This window comes from Pseudomonas nicosulfuronedens (assembly GCF_005877905.1).
GTDB lineage: Bacteria > Pseudomonadota > Gammaproteobacteria > Pseudomonadales > Pseudomonadaceae > Pseudomonas > Pseudomonas nicosulfuronedens.
On the sequence record NZ_SWDV01000002.1, the window covers coordinates 214,691 to 227,842 of the forward strand.

The 13,152-nt window shown below is 65.2% G+C and carries 14 protein-coding genes; 9 read left to right on the forward strand and 5 right to left on the reverse strand.

Translation table 11 applies throughout. The annotated features are described in order from the left end of the window. The first annotated feature begins 29 nt into the window (after positions 1-29). The 9 genes from urtA (at position 30) to FAS41_RS03205 (ending at position 8,941) form a co-directional block, all read left to right on the forward strand. A complete protein-coding gene (urtA, locus tag FAS41_RS03165) occupies positions 30-1,274 on the forward strand; it encodes an urea ABC transporter substrate-binding protein (protein ID WP_138520208.1) in 1,245 nt (414 codons plus the stop codon). Positions 1,275-1,339: 65 nt separating this feature from the next. Beyond that, positions 1,340-2,257 (forward strand): urea ABC transporter permease subunit UrtB, encoded by a 918-nt coding sequence (urtB, locus tag FAS41_RS03170; RefSeq protein ID WP_171049424.1) that lies wholly within the window; start codon positions 1,340-1,342, stop codon positions 2,255-2,257. A 10-nt stretch (positions 2,258-2,267) separates the two neighbouring features. Continuing rightward, a complete protein-coding gene (gene urtC / locus FAS41_RS03175; protein ID WP_138520209.1) occupies positions 2,268-3,443 on the forward strand; it encodes an urea ABC transporter permease subunit UrtC in 1,176 nt (391 codons plus the stop codon). After that, positions 3,440-4,198, forward strand: coding sequence for an urea ABC transporter ATP-binding protein UrtD (urtD, locus tag FAS41_RS03180; RefSeq protein WP_088421331.1), 759 nt, complete (start codon positions 3,440-3,442; stop codon positions 4,196-4,198). Before urtC ends, urtD begins: the two co-directional genes overlap by 4 nt. Positions 4,199-4,276: 78 nt before the next feature. Next, positions 4,277-4,966 (forward strand): urea ABC transporter ATP-binding subunit UrtE, encoded by a 690-nt coding sequence (urtE, locus tag FAS41_RS03185; RefSeq protein WP_088421330.1) that lies wholly within the window; start codon positions 4,277-4,279, stop codon positions 4,964-4,966. A 185-nt stretch (positions 4,967-5,151) separates the two neighbouring features. Then, on the forward strand, positions 5,152-6,381 hold the full coding sequence (gene fmdA, locus FAS41_RS03190) for a formamidase (protein WP_138520210.1): 1,230 nt from the start codon (positions 5,152-5,154) through the stop codon (positions 6,379-6,381). Positions 6,382-6,431: 50 nt separating this feature from the next. Then, complete coding sequence (locus FAS41_RS03195; RefSeq protein ID WP_138520211.1) at positions 6,432-6,779, forward strand: FmdB family zinc ribbon protein; 348 nt, start codon at positions 6,432-6,434, stop codon at positions 6,777-6,779. A gap of 63 nt (positions 6,780-6,842) precedes the next feature. After that, positions 6,843-7,886 (forward strand): aliphatic amidase, encoded by a 1,044-nt coding sequence (locus FAS41_RS03200; RefSeq protein WP_138520212.1) that lies wholly within the window; start codon positions 6,843-6,845, stop codon positions 7,884-7,886. Between the two features lie 23 nt (positions 7,887-7,909). Then, entirely contained in the window at positions 7,910-8,941 is a 1,032-nt protein-coding gene (locus tag FAS41_RS03205; RefSeq protein ID WP_138520213.1) for an AAA family ATPase, read from the forward strand. A 375-nt stretch (positions 8,942-9,316) separates the two neighbouring features. Here FAS41_RS03205 and ppa read toward each other — a convergent pair whose 3' ends face one another. The 5 genes from ppa to FAS41_RS03230 all read right to left on the reverse strand — a co-directional run bounded on the left by ppa (position 9,317) and on the right by FAS41_RS03230 (position 13,059). Continuing rightward, entirely contained in the window at positions 9,317-9,847 is a 531-nt protein-coding gene (gene ppa, locus FAS41_RS03210) for an inorganic diphosphatase (protein ID WP_138520214.1), read from the reverse strand. 80 nt (positions 9,848-9,927) lie between these two features. Next, a complete protein-coding gene (locus tag FAS41_RS03215; protein WP_138520215.1) occupies positions 9,928-10,746 on the reverse strand; it encodes a M90 family metallopeptidase in 819 nt (272 codons plus the stop codon). 7 nt (positions 10,747-10,753) lie between these two features. Then, on the reverse strand, positions 10,754-11,413 hold the full coding sequence (locus FAS41_RS03220; protein ID WP_138520216.1) for a DedA family protein: 660 nt from the start codon (positions 11,411-11,413) through the stop codon (positions 10,754-10,756). A gap of 195 nt (positions 11,414-11,608) precedes the next feature. Next, positions 11,609-12,493: a substrate-binding periplasmic protein gene (locus FAS41_RS03225; RefSeq protein WP_138520217.1), complete on the reverse strand. Its 885-nt coding sequence runs from the start codon at positions 12,491-12,493 to the stop codon at positions 11,609-11,611. Positions 12,494-12,594: 101 nt separating this feature from the next. Beyond that, the gene (locus tag FAS41_RS03230; protein ID WP_081517245.1) at positions 12,595-13,059 is read right to left on the reverse strand and encodes a GNAT family N-acetyltransferase; all 465 of its coding nucleotides are present in this window, start codon (positions 13,057-13,059) and stop codon (positions 12,595-12,597) included. Between the last annotated feature and the right edge of the window lie 93 nt (positions 13,060-13,152).

A 13,152-nucleotide genomic window follows, 5' to 3' on the forward strand; every position in this document is an offset into this window, starting at 1 on the left:
ACCGGTACATCACCTAGAGGAGCGAGAAGATGCACAGACCATCGGCTGTGAAACCCAGCCTTCCCCGGCGCCTGGCGCTGGGGGCCGCGGCATTGTCCCTGCTGGCGGCCAGCGTGTTCAGCCAGGGGGGGATGGCGGATGCCGCCAACACCACCGGCCTGGCGGTGACCGACAAGGAAGTGACCGTCGGCCAACTGCACTCGGCGACCGGCACCATGGCGATCTCCGAGACCGGCGCGATCCAGGCCGAGCGCCTGGCCATCGAGCAGATCAACGCCGAGGGCGGTGTGCTCGGCCGGCAGATCAAGATCATCCAGGAAGACGGCGCCTCCGATTGGCCGACCTTCGCCGAGAAGGCCAAGAAGCTGCTGGAGGCGGACAAGGTCGCCGCGGTGTTCGGCTGCTGGACCTCTGCCTCGCGCAAGGCGGTGTTGCCGATCTTCGAGAAGGACAACGGCCTGCTCTACTACCCGACTTTCTACGAGGGCCTGGAGCAGTCGAAGAACGTCTTCTACACCGGCCAGGAGGCCACCCAGCAGATCCTCTCGGCGCTGGACTGGCTGGCCAAGGAGAAGGGTGCCAAGACCTTCTACCTGGTGGGCTCGGACTACATCTGGCCGCGCACCTCGATGAAGATCGCGCGCAAGCACATCGAGAACGTGCTGCATGGCGAGGTGGTGGGCGAGGAGTACTACCCGCTGGGTGGTACCCAGTTCGGTTCGCTGACCAACAAGATCAAGCTGAAGAAGCCCGATGTGGTCTTCGCCGCGGTGGTCGGTGGCTCGAACGTGGCCTTCTACAAACAGCTCAAGGCTGCCGGCATCAACTCGTCCAAGCAGACCCTGATGACCCTCTCGGTGACCGAGGATGAAATGCTCGGCATCGGCGGCGAGAACATGGCCGGCTTCTACTCCTCGATGAAGTACTTCCAGACCCTGGATAACGACAACAACAAGAAGTTCGTCGAGGCGTTCAAGGCCAAGTACGGCAAGGACGCGGTGATCGGCGACGTGACCCAGGCCGCCTACCTCGGCCCCTTGCTGTGGAAGATGGCGGTGGAGAAGGCCGGCAGCTTCGACGTCGACAAGGTGGTCGCGGCCTCGCCGGGCCTGGAGCTCAAGACCGCCCCGGAAGGCTACGTGAAGGTCCACGACAACCATCACCTGTGGAGCCGCTCGCGCATCGGGCAGGTCCAGCCGGATGGCACCTTCAAGGTGGTCCACGAGTCTGCCGACCTGATCGAACCTAACCCCTTCCCCAAGGGCTACCAGTAAGCCTTGCCTGACCGGGGCCGCCCGCCGCTGGCGTGGCGGCCCCATCACCTTTGCGGGAGACCCTCATGGAATGGTTATCCGAGTTCGGCGCGATCGCCGTGATGCAGGGCTTCAACGGCCTGTCGGTGTTCTGCGTGCTGCTGCTGATGGCACTGGGGCTGGCGATCATCTTCGGGCAGATGGGGGTGATCAACATGGCCCATGGCGAGTTCCTCGCCGTGGGGGCCTATACCACCTACGTGATGTCTTCGCTGACCCTGCACTACTTCCCGGCCTTGCAGCCGTACTACTTTTTCTTCGCGATCATTCTCGCCTTCTTCGTCGCCGGCGCCATTGGCTGGGTGGTGGAGTGGGCGATGATCAGCCGCCTCTACCAGCGGCCGCTGGATACCCTGCTGGCCACCTGGGGGCTGTCGCTGATCCTGCAGCAGCTGTTTCGTTCGGTGTTCGGCGCCCGTGAGGTCAGCGCCGAGATGCCGGAGTGGGTCATGGGCTCCTGGAGCCCCTCCAACAGTATCGACATCCCCAAGAACGGCCTGTTCGTCATGGCCCTGACCGTGCTGCTGACCATCACCCTGTTCCTCATGCTCTATCGCTCGCGCTGGGGCCTGCAGGTTCGCGCGACCATGCAGAACCGGCTGATGGCCCGTGCGGTGGGCATCAACACCAAGCGCGTGGACCGCATGACCTTCGCCCTCGGTTGTGGCGTGGCCGGCGTGGCCGGCGCGGCCTTCACCACCATCGGCTCCATCGGCCCCACCTCGGGCTCGCTGTACATCGTCGACACCTTCCTGGTGGTGGTCTTCGGCGGCGCGGCCAGTCTGCTCGGCACCATCGCCTCGGCCTTCGGCATCGCCCAGGCGCAATCGATCATGGAGTTCTTCCTCTCCGGTTCGATGGCCAAGGTGCTGACCCTGTCGGCGGTGATCCTCATCCTGATGATGCGGCCCCAGGGGCTGTTCTCGGCAAAAGTCCGCAAGTAGGGAGCGCGCAATGAACAAGGCAATCGACAACCTGCTCGGCGGCAGGCAGGGCGCCATCGGCCTGCTGTTGCTGGCCGCGCTGATCCTGGTGGTGTTCCCGCTGGCGCTGGACACCTTCCGCCTGAACATGGTCGGCAAGTACCTGACCTACGCCTTCGTCGCCGTCGGCCTGGTGCTGTGCTGGGGCTACGGCGGCATCCTCAGTCTCGGCCAGGGCATCTTCTTCGGCCTCGGCGGGTACTGCATGGCGATGTTCCTCAAGCTGGAGGCCTCGGACCCGGAGAGCACCAGGATCCAGTCCACTCCCGGTATCCCGGACTTCATGGACTGGAACCAGATCACCGAACTGCCCTGGCTCTGGCAGCCGTTCCACAGCTTCGGCTTCACCCTGGTGGCGGTGGTCGCGGTACCGGCGCTGCTGGCGTTCGTGATCGGGCTGGCGATGTTCAAGCGCCGGGTGGGGGATGTGTACTTCTCCATCGTCACCCAGGCCATCGCTGCCATCCTGACGATCCTCATCATCGGCCAACAGGGCCTGACCGGTGGGGTCAACGGCATCACCGACCTGAAGACGGTGCTGGGCTGGGACATCCGCCCGGACAGCGCCAAGGTCATCCTCTACTTCGTCAACGCCGCGCTGCTGCTGGGCTGCATTCTGCTCGCCCGCTTCGTGCTGGCGTCCAAGCTCGGCCGGCTGCTGGTGGCCATGCGCGACAAGGAGGAGCGGGTGCGTTTCTCCGGCTACGACGTGGCCAGCTTCAAGATTTTCGTCTTCTGCGTCGCCGCGGCCTTCTCGGCCATCGGTGGCGCCATGTTCGCCCTGCAGGTGGGCTTCATGTCGCCGTCCTTCGTGGGCATCGTGCCCTCCATCGAGATGGTCATCTTCGCTGCCGTCGGCGGGCGCCTGTCGCTGCTCGGCGCGGTTTACGGTGCACTGCTGGTGAACTTCGGCAAGACCTACTTCTCCGAGTCCTTCCCGGAGCTGTGGCTGTACCTGATGGGCGGGCTCTTCATCGTGGTCGTCATGTACTTCCCCAACGGCCTCGCCGGGCTCTGGGACAGCCACGGGCGCCAGTGGCTGGCGCGCTTCGCTCGGCGCAAGCCCAAAGCCATGACCGTTGCGGTGCAGCCGGTCGCGCCGGCCGCCGCCGAGCGCAAATCCCCTGAGCTGGAGACCACGCCATGACCCCGACGGGTTTCGAAAGTCCCAAGCCGGTGCTGGCCATCGAGGGCCTGACCGTCTCCTTTGACGGTTTCAAGGCCGTCAACGACCTCAACCTGTATGTCGACCGCAACGAGGTGCGGGTGGTGATCGGCCCCAACGGCGCCGGCAAGACCACCGTGCTCGATCTGATCTGCGGCAAGACCCGCGCGACCGCTGGCAGCATCCAGTTCGAGGGGCGCGAGCTGACGAAGATGCGCGAGTACGACATCGTCCGGGCCGGCGTCGGGCGCAAATTCCAGAATCCCTCGATCTACGAGAACCTGACGGTGTTCGAGAACCTGGAGATGTCCTACCCGGCGGGGCGCAAGGTGTTCGGCGCGCTCTTCTTCAAGCGCACTGCAGAGGTGATCGAGCGGGTCGAACAGGTGGCGACCGAGATCGGCCTGGGCGAGCACCTGCAGCGCCAGGCCGACCTGCTGTCCCACGGGCAGAAGCAGTGGCTGGAAATCGGCATGCTGCTGATGCAGGACCCGCAGCTGCTGATGCTCGACGAACCGGTGGCGGGCATGAGCGTGGCCGAGCGCCAGGCCACTGCCGAACTGCTCAAGCGCATCAGCCAGGGTCGTTCGGTGCTGGTCATCGAGCACGACATGGAGTTCGTCAAGAGCATCGCCCACCGTGTCACCGTGCTGCACCAGGGCAAGGTGCTGGCCGAGGGCAGCATGGAAGCGGTGCAAAGCAACCCGAAGGTGATCGAGGTGTACCTCGGCCACTGACGCCATCGCCTGCCGTGCCGCCGCCGGTGGCACGGCTTCCCACCCGCGCCAAGCGGCTTCGGGCACAAGGAGTTCCGCATGTTCCAGATCAGCAACCTGGTCTCCGGCTACGGCCAGAGCCGCATCCTCCACGAGCTCAGCCTGGACGTGGCCAAGCGCGAGATCGTCGCGGTGATGGGCCGTAATGGCATGGGCAAGACCACCCTGTTCAAGAGCCTGATGGGCATTCTGCCGACCTGGGCCGGCTCGATCAGCGTCGATGGCCGCGACGTTTCCGCCCAGGAGACCCACCAGCGGGTCGCCAGCGGCATCGCCTACGTGCCCCAGGGGCGGATGATCTTCCCCAGCATGACGGTGCTGGAGAACATCCAGACGGGCCTCCCGGCCTCGGCCAAGGGACAGGTGCCGGACGATCTCTTCGCACTCTTCCCGGTGCTCCACGAAATGCGCGGCCGCAAGGGCGGTAACCTCTCCGGCGGCCAGCAGCAGCAACTGGCGATTGCCCGCGCGCTGGCGACCAACCCCAAGGTGCTGCTGCTCGACGAGCCGACCGAAGGCATCCAGCCGTCGATCATCAAGGACATCGCCCGCACCCTGAAGGAGATCCGCAACATGCGCGACCTGACCATCGTGGTCTCCGAACAGGTGCTGTCCTTCACCCTCGACATCGCCGACCGCTTCCTGGTGATCGAGAAGGGTCGATTCGTGGTCGAGGAGACCCGCGACAAGGTCGACGAGGCCACCATCAGCCGCTACCTGTCGGTCTGAGCAGCGCTTCCTGGCGGCCGCCATGCAACAGCGTGGCGGCCGCTTCCGCACGCCGGGCGGAAATGGCCGGAGACCGTGCAACCACTGGCTTCCGGCATACGTTATCCGACGTATTTGCAGCGCCGATACAAGCCCCGAGACTGGCCCGGAACCTTCCCGCAACCGGCACAGCAAGGAGCCGCGCGATGACCGACACCCTGATCCAGGTCGACCTCAACCAGGCCGCCACCGAGAACGAGCAAGTCCACAACCGCTGGCACCCGGACATTCCCATGGCCTGCTGGGTCAAGCCGGGGGACGATTTCATCCTCGAGACCTACGACTGGACCGGCGGCGCGATCAGGAACGACGACGACGCCAGCGACGTGCGCGATGTCGACCTGTCCACCGTGCACTACCTGTCCGGCCCGGTCGGGGTGAAAGGCGCCGAGCCCGGCGACCTGCTGGTGGTCGAGCTGCTCGACATCGGCGCCAAGGCCGACTCGCAGTGGGGCTTCAACGGCTTCTTCTCGAAGCAGAACGGCGGCGGCTTCCTGACCGACTACTTCCCGTCCGCGCAGAAGTCGATCTGGGACTTCGAGGGCATGTTCACCCGGAGCCGGCACATTCCCGGCGTGCGCTTCGCCGGCCTGATCCACCCCGGCCTGATTGGCTGCCTGCCGGACCACAAGATGCTTGCCGAGTGGAACCGCCGCGAGCAGGAACTGATCGATACCAACCCGACCCGCGTGCCGCCACTGGCCAACCCGCCGTTCGCCAGCACCGCACACATGGGCAAGATGACCGGCGCCTCGCGAGACATGGCGGCCGCCACTGGCGCACGTACCGTGCCGCCGCGCGAACATGGCGGCAATTGCGACATCAAGGACCTGTCCCGCGGATCGAAGATCTTCTTCCCGGTCTACGTTGACGGCGCCGGCCTCTCGGTGGGCGACCTGCACTTCAGCCAGGGCGACGGCGAGATCACCTTCTGCGGCGCCATCGAGATGGCCGGCTGGGTCCACATGAAGGTCGAGCTGATCAAGGGCGGCATGGCCAAGTACGGGATCAAGAACCCGATCTTCAAGCCCAGCCCCATCGTGCCCACCTACAACAACTTCCTGATCTTCGAAGGCATCTCGGTGGACGATGACGGCAAGCAGCACTACCTGGACGTCAACCTGGCGTACAAGCAGGCCTGCCTGAATGCCATCGAGTACCTGAAGAAGTTCGGCTACAGCGGCGCCCAGGGCTACTCGCTGCTGGGCTCGGCGCCGGTGCAGGGACACATCAGCGGGGTGGTCGACATCCCCAACGCCTGCGCCACCCTCTGGCTGCCGACGGACATCTTCGAGTTCGACATCAACCCCAGCGCCGCCGGTCCGACCCGCTACCTGGACGGCAGCATCGACATGCCCATCGCCTACGACAAGTGACGCCCAGGGCGCGACCGCCCACGGTCGCGCCTCGTCGCCAGGAGCACGCCATGCCGATCTATGAATATGACTGCCCGAACTGCGGTGACTTCACCCTGCTGCGGCCCATGTCCGAGCGCGACCAGCCCTGCGTCTGCCCCTACTGCGAGACGCAGAGTGCACGGGCGATCTTCAGCGCCCCGGGTCTGGCGACCCTGCCCGGCAGTCAGCGCCGCGCCAACGAAGCCAACGAGCGGTCGCGCCATGCCCCGCAGACCCTCGAAGAGTACAAGGCCAACCGCAAGCACGGCGCTGGTTGCAGTTGCTGCGCGCCAAGCAAGCCGGTGCAGCGCACCAAGGCCAACCCCCATGGACTGAAGGCCAGCCCGGCGGCCCGGCCCTGGATGATCAGCCACTAATCCCCCTCTGCCGATGGGCGCGCGCAGCGCTGCCTGTCAGCCCGTTTCCCAAGGAGTCACCCGATGCGCCATGGCGATATTTCCAGCAGCCCCGATACGGTCGGCGTCGCCGTCGTCAACTACAAGATGCCGCGCCTGCACAGCAAGGCCGAGGTGCTGGACAACGCCCGCAGGATCGCCGAGATGATCAAGGGCATGAAGCTCGGCCTGCCGGGCATGGACCTGGTGGTATTCCCCGAGTACAGCACCATGGGGATCATGTACGACCCCGAGGAGATGATGGCGACCGCCGCGACCATCCCCGGCGAGGAAACCGCGATCTTCTCCGCGGCCTGCCGCGAGGCGAAGACCTGGGGCATCTTCTCGCTCACCGGCGAGCGCCATGAAGAGCACCCGCACAAGGCGCCCTACAACACCCTGGTACTGATCAACGACCAGGGCGAGATCGTGCAGAAGTACCGCAAGTGCATTCCCTGGTGCCCCATCGAGGGCTGGTACCCGGGCGACCGCACCTACGTCAGCGAAGGCCCCAAGGGCCTGAAGATCAGCCTGATCATCTGCGACGACGGCAACTACCCGGAAATCTGGCGCGACTGTGCGATGAAGGGCGCCGAGCTGATCGTGCGTTGCCAGGGCTATATGTACCCGGCCAAGGAGCAGCAGGTGCTGATGTCCAAGACCATGGCCTGGGCCAACAACTGCTACGTGGCGGTGGCCAACGCTGCCGGCTTCGATGGCGTTTACAGCTACTTCGGCCACTCGGCGATCATCGGTTTCGACGGCCGCACCCTCGGCGAATGCGGGGAAGAGGAGATGGGCATTCAGTACGCCCAGCTGTCGGTCTCGCAGATCCGCGATGCACGGGCCAACGACCAGTCGCAGAACCACCTGTTCAAGCTGCTGCACCGCGGCTACACCGGGGTCTACAACTCCGGTGACGGCGACAAGGGGGTGGCGGACTGTCCGTTCGACTTCTACCGCACCTGGGTACTGGACGCGCAGAAGGCCCGGGAGAACGTCGAGCAGCTCACCCGCTCGACCATTGGTGTGGCCGATTGCCCGGTGGCTGAGTTGCCGCATCCGGGCAAGGAACGGCAACTGGGCTGAACCCGGCCCCGAGGGAGAAGTCCATGCCATTCGTCAACGACCTGCTCGAGCACAACCGCGGGCAGCTCGCCCGCGAAGGGGCTGCGCTGCTGCCCTCGCGCTTTCTCTTCGAGCCGCCTGCGGTGATGGCGTTGCTGCGTTCGCGCATCATCGGCCAGGACGCGGCGCTCGATCAGGTGGAGGCGCTGCTCAAGGTGGTGAAAGCCGATATCGGCGACCCCGAGCGACCGTTGGGGGTCAGCCTGTTCATCGGTCCTACCGGCGTCGGCAAGACCGAGATGGTGCGGCTGCTGGCCCAGGCCATCCACGGCCGGGCGGACGCCTTGTGCCGGATCGACATGAACACCCTGGCCCAGGAGCACTACGCCGCTTCGCTGGCCGGGGCGCCGCCCGGTTACGTCGGCAGCAAGGAAGGCACCACGCTGTTCGATGCCGAGGCTATCGCGGGAAGCTATGGGCGACCGGGCATCGTGCTGTTCGACGAACTGGAGAAGGCCGATCGCACGGTGATCCGCACGTTGCTCAACGTCCTCGACAGTGGCCAGCTGGTGCTCAGCGCTGGCAGCAGGCGCATCGACTTCCGCAACAGCCTGATCTTCATGACCAGCAATATCGGTGCGCGCAACGTCTGGGAGTACCGTGCGCGTTTCGAGCGCGGCTGGCGCCGCTGGCTCAACCTGCTGCCCCATGATCACCCCAAGGTGCTGGAGGACGCCTTGCACGGACACTTCGAGCCGGAGTTCCTCAACCGCATCGACCGCATCCTGGCGTTCGATCGTATCGACGGCGACTGGCTGCCAGGTCTGCTGGACATCGAACTGGGCAAGCTCAACCAGCGCCTGGGCAGACGGGGGCGAAGCCTGGAGTTGAATGAGGCCGCCAGGGCCCTTCTGTGCAGCGGGCATGATCCGCGCTTCGGTGCCCGCGACCTGGTTCGGCGCCTGCGTCGGGGCCTGGAGCCGGTCCTGGCTGAGCGGCTACTGGAACAACCGACGGCCACACGGCTGCGGGCCAGTGTCGACGACGCGGGCTTGCGAGTGGATGTGGTGAGCTGAGCGAGCGCCGCCGACTTCCGGAGGGTGTTTCGGGGAGGTGCGAGCTCTCTGACGGGGCGCGGGGCCACGCCGTTGGTCGGGATGCTGCGGTATGAGACGTCAGTTCCCACGCCCTTGCCTGCGCTTCGAGCAGACGGGCCAATGGGGGCGGAGGGATTTCTGCGGGCATTAAAAAAGCCGGCTTGTGGCCGGCTTTCAGGGGGTGGTCCAACCTTACTTCTGGTAGGGCGGACCGCCTTGATTCTGTGGCGTCGCAGCGGGCTGCGCGCGGGGCGCAGATGGTAACAAAGTCGGGACGAAAAGCCTAATCCCGGTCATAAAAAAGCCCCGCACGGACGGGGCTTCTTCACGGTGCGCGGATAATCCGCGCGACCATCACTTGGCCTGGAAGGCAGCGACGGCCTTGTTGATGTAGTCGTGAGCCTGGGCGGTGTCGCCCCAGCCTTCGACTTTCACCCATTTGCCCTTCTCGAGATCCTTGTAGTTCTCGAAGAAGTGCTTGATCTGCTCCAGCAGCAGGGCCGGCAGGTCGGTGTATTCCTTCACGTCCTGGTACAGGACGCTCAGCTTGTCGTGCGGCACGGCGATCAGCTTGGCGTCGCCGCCGGCTTCGTCGCTCATGTTCAGCACGCCAACCGGACGGGCGCGGATCACGGAGCCCGGAGCGACCGGGTACGGGGTCACGACCAGCACGTCCAGGGGGTCACCGTCGTCGGCCAGGGTGTTCGGGATGAAACCGTAGTTGGCCGGGTAGAACATCGGGGTGGCCATGAAACGGTCGACGAACAGGCAGTCGGTGTCCTTGTCGATTTCGTACTTGATCGGCGCGTGGTTGGCCGGGATCTCGATGGCGACGTAAATGTCGTTCGGCAGGTCTTTGCCAGCCGGGATGCTGCTGTAGCTCATGGACGACTCCAGATAGTGGTCGGGCCGAAAAAGTGCGGCGGATTATAGGCAGATTGCCGTGTCCAAGCCACAGACATCGCCTAGTGGGCCTGAGTTTCCTGATATTCGGGGTGTTCGGCCTGAAGCTTGTGCAGGCGCGAGAGCGGATCTTGCCGGTAGAACAGCGAAAGCTGTTCATAGACTTTGGGATAGGCCGCCTGAAGGAGGTCCGGAGCGGTGAAGAAGTACTCGCTGGTGACGGCGAAGAACTCCGCCGGATTCTCCGCCGCGTACGGATCGATGGCGGTGTGCGACTGCGGGTTGTGGTCGAGCTGGCGGTTGAGGTCGTCGTAGGCGGCCTGCATGGCGACGGCCCAGTCGGCAACACGCATGTCGCGGTGCAGCGGCGGCATGCCGTTGGCATCGCCATTGAGCATGTCGAGCTTGTGCGCCAGCTCGTGGATCACCAGGTTGTAGGCATCCCAGCCACCGCCGCTTTCCACGCCAGGCCAGGCGAGGATCACCGGGCCCTGCAGCGATGTCTCGCCGGCGCGCTCGTCGTCGAATTCGTGCATGACGCCAGCCGGGTCGCGGTGCTTCTGTGGGCTGACGAAGTCATCCGGGTAGAGCACCAGCTCATGGAAGCCGCCGTACCAGTTCAGGTCCGGCAGGTGCAGCAGCGGCAGTTCGGCCTGGGTCGCCAGCAGCAGGCGGCGGTAGTCGTCCAGTTCGATGCCCGGCAGCGGCGACAGGCGTTTGTCGCGCAGGAACAGCAGCGCGCGCTCGCCGAGCCGGCGCAGTTCCTCTTCGCTCAGGCCGTCGAGGATCGGCAGGTGCCGGCGCACCTGCGTCCACAGCTCTGCATCGAGCGGATAGCGGGCGAGAAAGCGCCGGCGGCGCCATTCATTGAACGACCACATGGGCGGATCAGTGCTCGCCGGGCTGGGCCTTGGCCGAGGGGCGCAGCTTGTGGCGGATGAAGCCGATCAGCATGGGCACCAGCGAGAAGGCGATGATGGCGACGATCATCACCGACAGGTTCTGCTTGATGAAGGGCACGTTGCCGAAGAAGTAGCCCAGGGTCACCAGGCCGCCGACCCAGGCGATGCTGCCGGCCACGCTGAAGAACAGGAAGCGCGCGTAGGGCATGTAGGCCATGCCGGCGACGAAGGGGGCGAAGGTCCGCACGATGGGCAGGAAGCGTGCCAGGGTCACGGTCTTGCCGCCGTGGCGTTCGTAGAAGGCGTGGGTCTGGTCCAGGTAGTCGCGGCGGAAGACTTTCGAGTTCGGATTGCTGAACAGGCGTTTGCCCAGTGTTCGGCCGATCACGTAGTTGGTGCTGTCGCCGCTGATCGCCGCGAGCAGCAGCAGACCGCCGAGCATCCACGGGTCCATGCCGCCTGCGGCGCAGATGGCGCCGGCAATGAAGAGGAGGGAGTCGCCCGGCAGGAAGGGGGTCACCACCAGGCCGGTCTCGCAGAAGATCACCAGGAAAAGGATGGCGTAGATCCAGGTGCCATAGTTGGCCACCGCCAACGACAGGTAGGTGTCGAGGTGGAGAATCAGGTCGATCGGGTTGAATTCCATGAGAAGCCTGTCTGACAACAAGGTGAACGGCCGGGCCGCCCATTATAAGGCTCGGCCGGGCTGCCGGGGGCGCGCTCCGTCGAATCCTGCGACGGAAGTCCGCGGGAGGATATTACAGCTTCTGCGTGAAAATCCTGTCGCTGTGAACGCGGCAACGCCTTGTGACAAATGCCCGGGGCAGCGCGGGGCGTTGCCTCAGAGCAGGCTCGCCTGCCAGCTCAGCAGGTCCGGCGGCGTCCTGGGCGTCAAGGCAGCCCCGTGCTGATCGCTGGTCGCTGGCAGCTGTTCGGCCAGCGGATGGGTAGCTACCTCGCGGCTGTTCATCGCCGTGTCGAGGCGCGCCTCGGCGATCAGCTGCTGCAGGCGCCCACTGCGACGCAGGGTGCGCAGGCCGCGGTCGAGGCTGGCGGCCAGGGCTTCGCCTTCGGCGCGCTTCTTCGGCACCAGCACGTAGAGCGGTTTGACCTCCAGCGGTGGGTCGACGAACTCCAGTTGCTCGCGCAGCGCCGGGGCATTCTGGCTGAGCAACTGGTAGCCGGTGTAACGGTCCACCACGGCCAGGTCGATGCGTCCGCGCAGGAGTTTTTCCAGGTTCTGCCAGTCGCTGCTGACCACGTCCTTGTTGAGGAAGTCGGCGGAGTCGAAGCCCTCCTGGTTGACGTAGCCGCGCACTACACCGATGCGGTAGGGGCGCAGCGTATCGAGGTCGCGCGGGTTGATCGGCAGGGCGCGGTCACGGCGGCGGAAGAAGCCGAGCTGGGAGTCCAGCAGCGGCATCGAGGTGTAGAAATCCTGGCTGCGGTCCGCCGACAGGTAGGCGGGCATCAGTGCGTCGAAGCGGCCTTCGCGGGTTTCGTTGAGGGCCCGTTGCCAGGGCAGGAAGACCAGTTCGGCCTTGTCACCGTTGAGCGCCAGGGCCTCGTTGAGGATGCGGCTGGCCAGCCCGTTGCCTGGCAGGTCGCTGCCGACATAGGGCGCCCACTCCAGCGTGGCGACGCGCAGGGTCTGGGCCTGGGTGGTGGCGCCCAGGACGGCGAAGCAGAGACAGGCGGTGCGCAGAACGAGCAGGGAAGTACGCATGGGATCCCTTCATGCGGAGGCCGCGGCGATTCCGATGATGGCACTTTAATGCGCCAGGCCCGCCGATGCCAGCGGGCCGGTCTACAGCCTGTACCGGAGCGTCAGTTCAGGTCATCGCTGATCGGCAGGATGTAGTTCTTGAACTCGCTGTCCTCGCGGAAGCCGATGGACTCGTAGACCTTCTGCGCCACTTCGTTGTTGACGCTGGTGGACACCCGCATGCGCACGGCCTGGGTCTCGCGCGCCATCTGTCGGGCGGTCTGCAGCAGGTGGTCGGCGACCAACTGGCGGCGCGCCTCTTCGGCGACGTAGATGTCATTGAGGATCCACACGCGCTTGAGCGACAGCGAGGAGTAGCTCGGGTAGAGCTGGCAGAAGCCCAGCAGCTTGCTGTCGTCGTCATCCGGCAGCGCCAGGTAGATCACCGATTCCTTGCGGCGCAGGCGCTTCTCGAGGAATTTTCGCGAGGATTCGGGGTAGGGGAGCATGCCGTAGAACTCGCGGTATTTGACGAACAGCGGAGCGAGCAGATCGAGGTGGTCGAGCGTGGCTTGCACGATGCGCATAAGCGGGCCTCGGCGGGAGGTGAGTGGGCTGGTATGGCAATGCAGGGGCTATGCCAGCGGATAGCCGTTGGTCCGATGCTGCACCAGAATTTG

Bases quoted from the DNA above. Each gene is read 5' to 3' on its own strand.
- urtA (WP_138520208.1), top strand. From the start codon at position 30: ATGCACAGACCATCGGCTGTGAAACCCAGCCTTCCCCGGCGCCTGGCG.
- urtB (WP_171049424.1), top strand. From the start codon at position 1,340: ATGGAATGGTTATCCGAGTTCGGCGCGATCGCCGTGATGCAGGGCTTC.
- urtC (WP_138520209.1), top strand. From the start codon at position 2,268: ATGAACAAGGCAATCGACAACCTGCTCGGCGGCAGGCAGGGCGCCATC.
- urtD (WP_088421331.1), top strand. From the start codon at position 3,440: ATGACCCCGACGGGTTTCGAAAGTCCCAAGCCGGTGCTGGCCATCGAG.
- urtE (WP_088421330.1), top strand. From the start codon at position 4,277: ATGTTCCAGATCAGCAACCTGGTCTCCGGCTACGGCCAGAGCCGCATC.
- fmdA (WP_138520210.1), top strand. From the start codon at position 5,152: ATGACCGACACCCTGATCCAGGTCGACCTCAACCAGGCCGCCACCGAG.
- FAS41_RS03195 (WP_138520211.1), top strand. From the start codon at position 6,432: ATGCCGATCTATGAATATGACTGCCCGAACTGCGGTGACTTCACCCTG.
- FAS41_RS03200 (WP_138520212.1), top strand. From the start codon at position 6,843: ATGCGCCATGGCGATATTTCCAGCAGCCCCGATACGGTCGGCGTCGCC.
- FAS41_RS03205 (WP_138520213.1), top strand. From the start codon at position 7,910: ATGCCATTCGTCAACGACCTGCTCGAGCACAACCGCGGGCAGCTCGCC.
- ppa (WP_138520214.1), bottom strand. From the start codon at position 9,847: ATGAGCTACAGCAGCATCCCGGCTGGCAAAGACCTGCCGAACGACATT.
- FAS41_RS03215 (WP_138520215.1), bottom strand. From the start codon at position 10,746: ATGTGGTCGTTCAATGAATGGCGCCGCCGGCGCTTTCTCGCCCGCTAT.
- FAS41_RS03220 (WP_138520216.1), bottom strand. From the start codon at position 11,413: ATGGAATTCAACCCGATCGACCTGATTCTCCACCTCGACACCTACCTG.
- FAS41_RS03225 (WP_138520217.1), bottom strand. From the start codon at position 12,493: ATGCGTACTTCCCTGCTCGTTCTGCGCACCGCCTGTCTCTGCTTCGCC.
- FAS41_RS03230 (WP_081517245.1), bottom strand. From the start codon at position 13,059: ATGCGCATCGTGCAAGCCACGCTCGACCACCTCGATCTGCTCGCTCCG.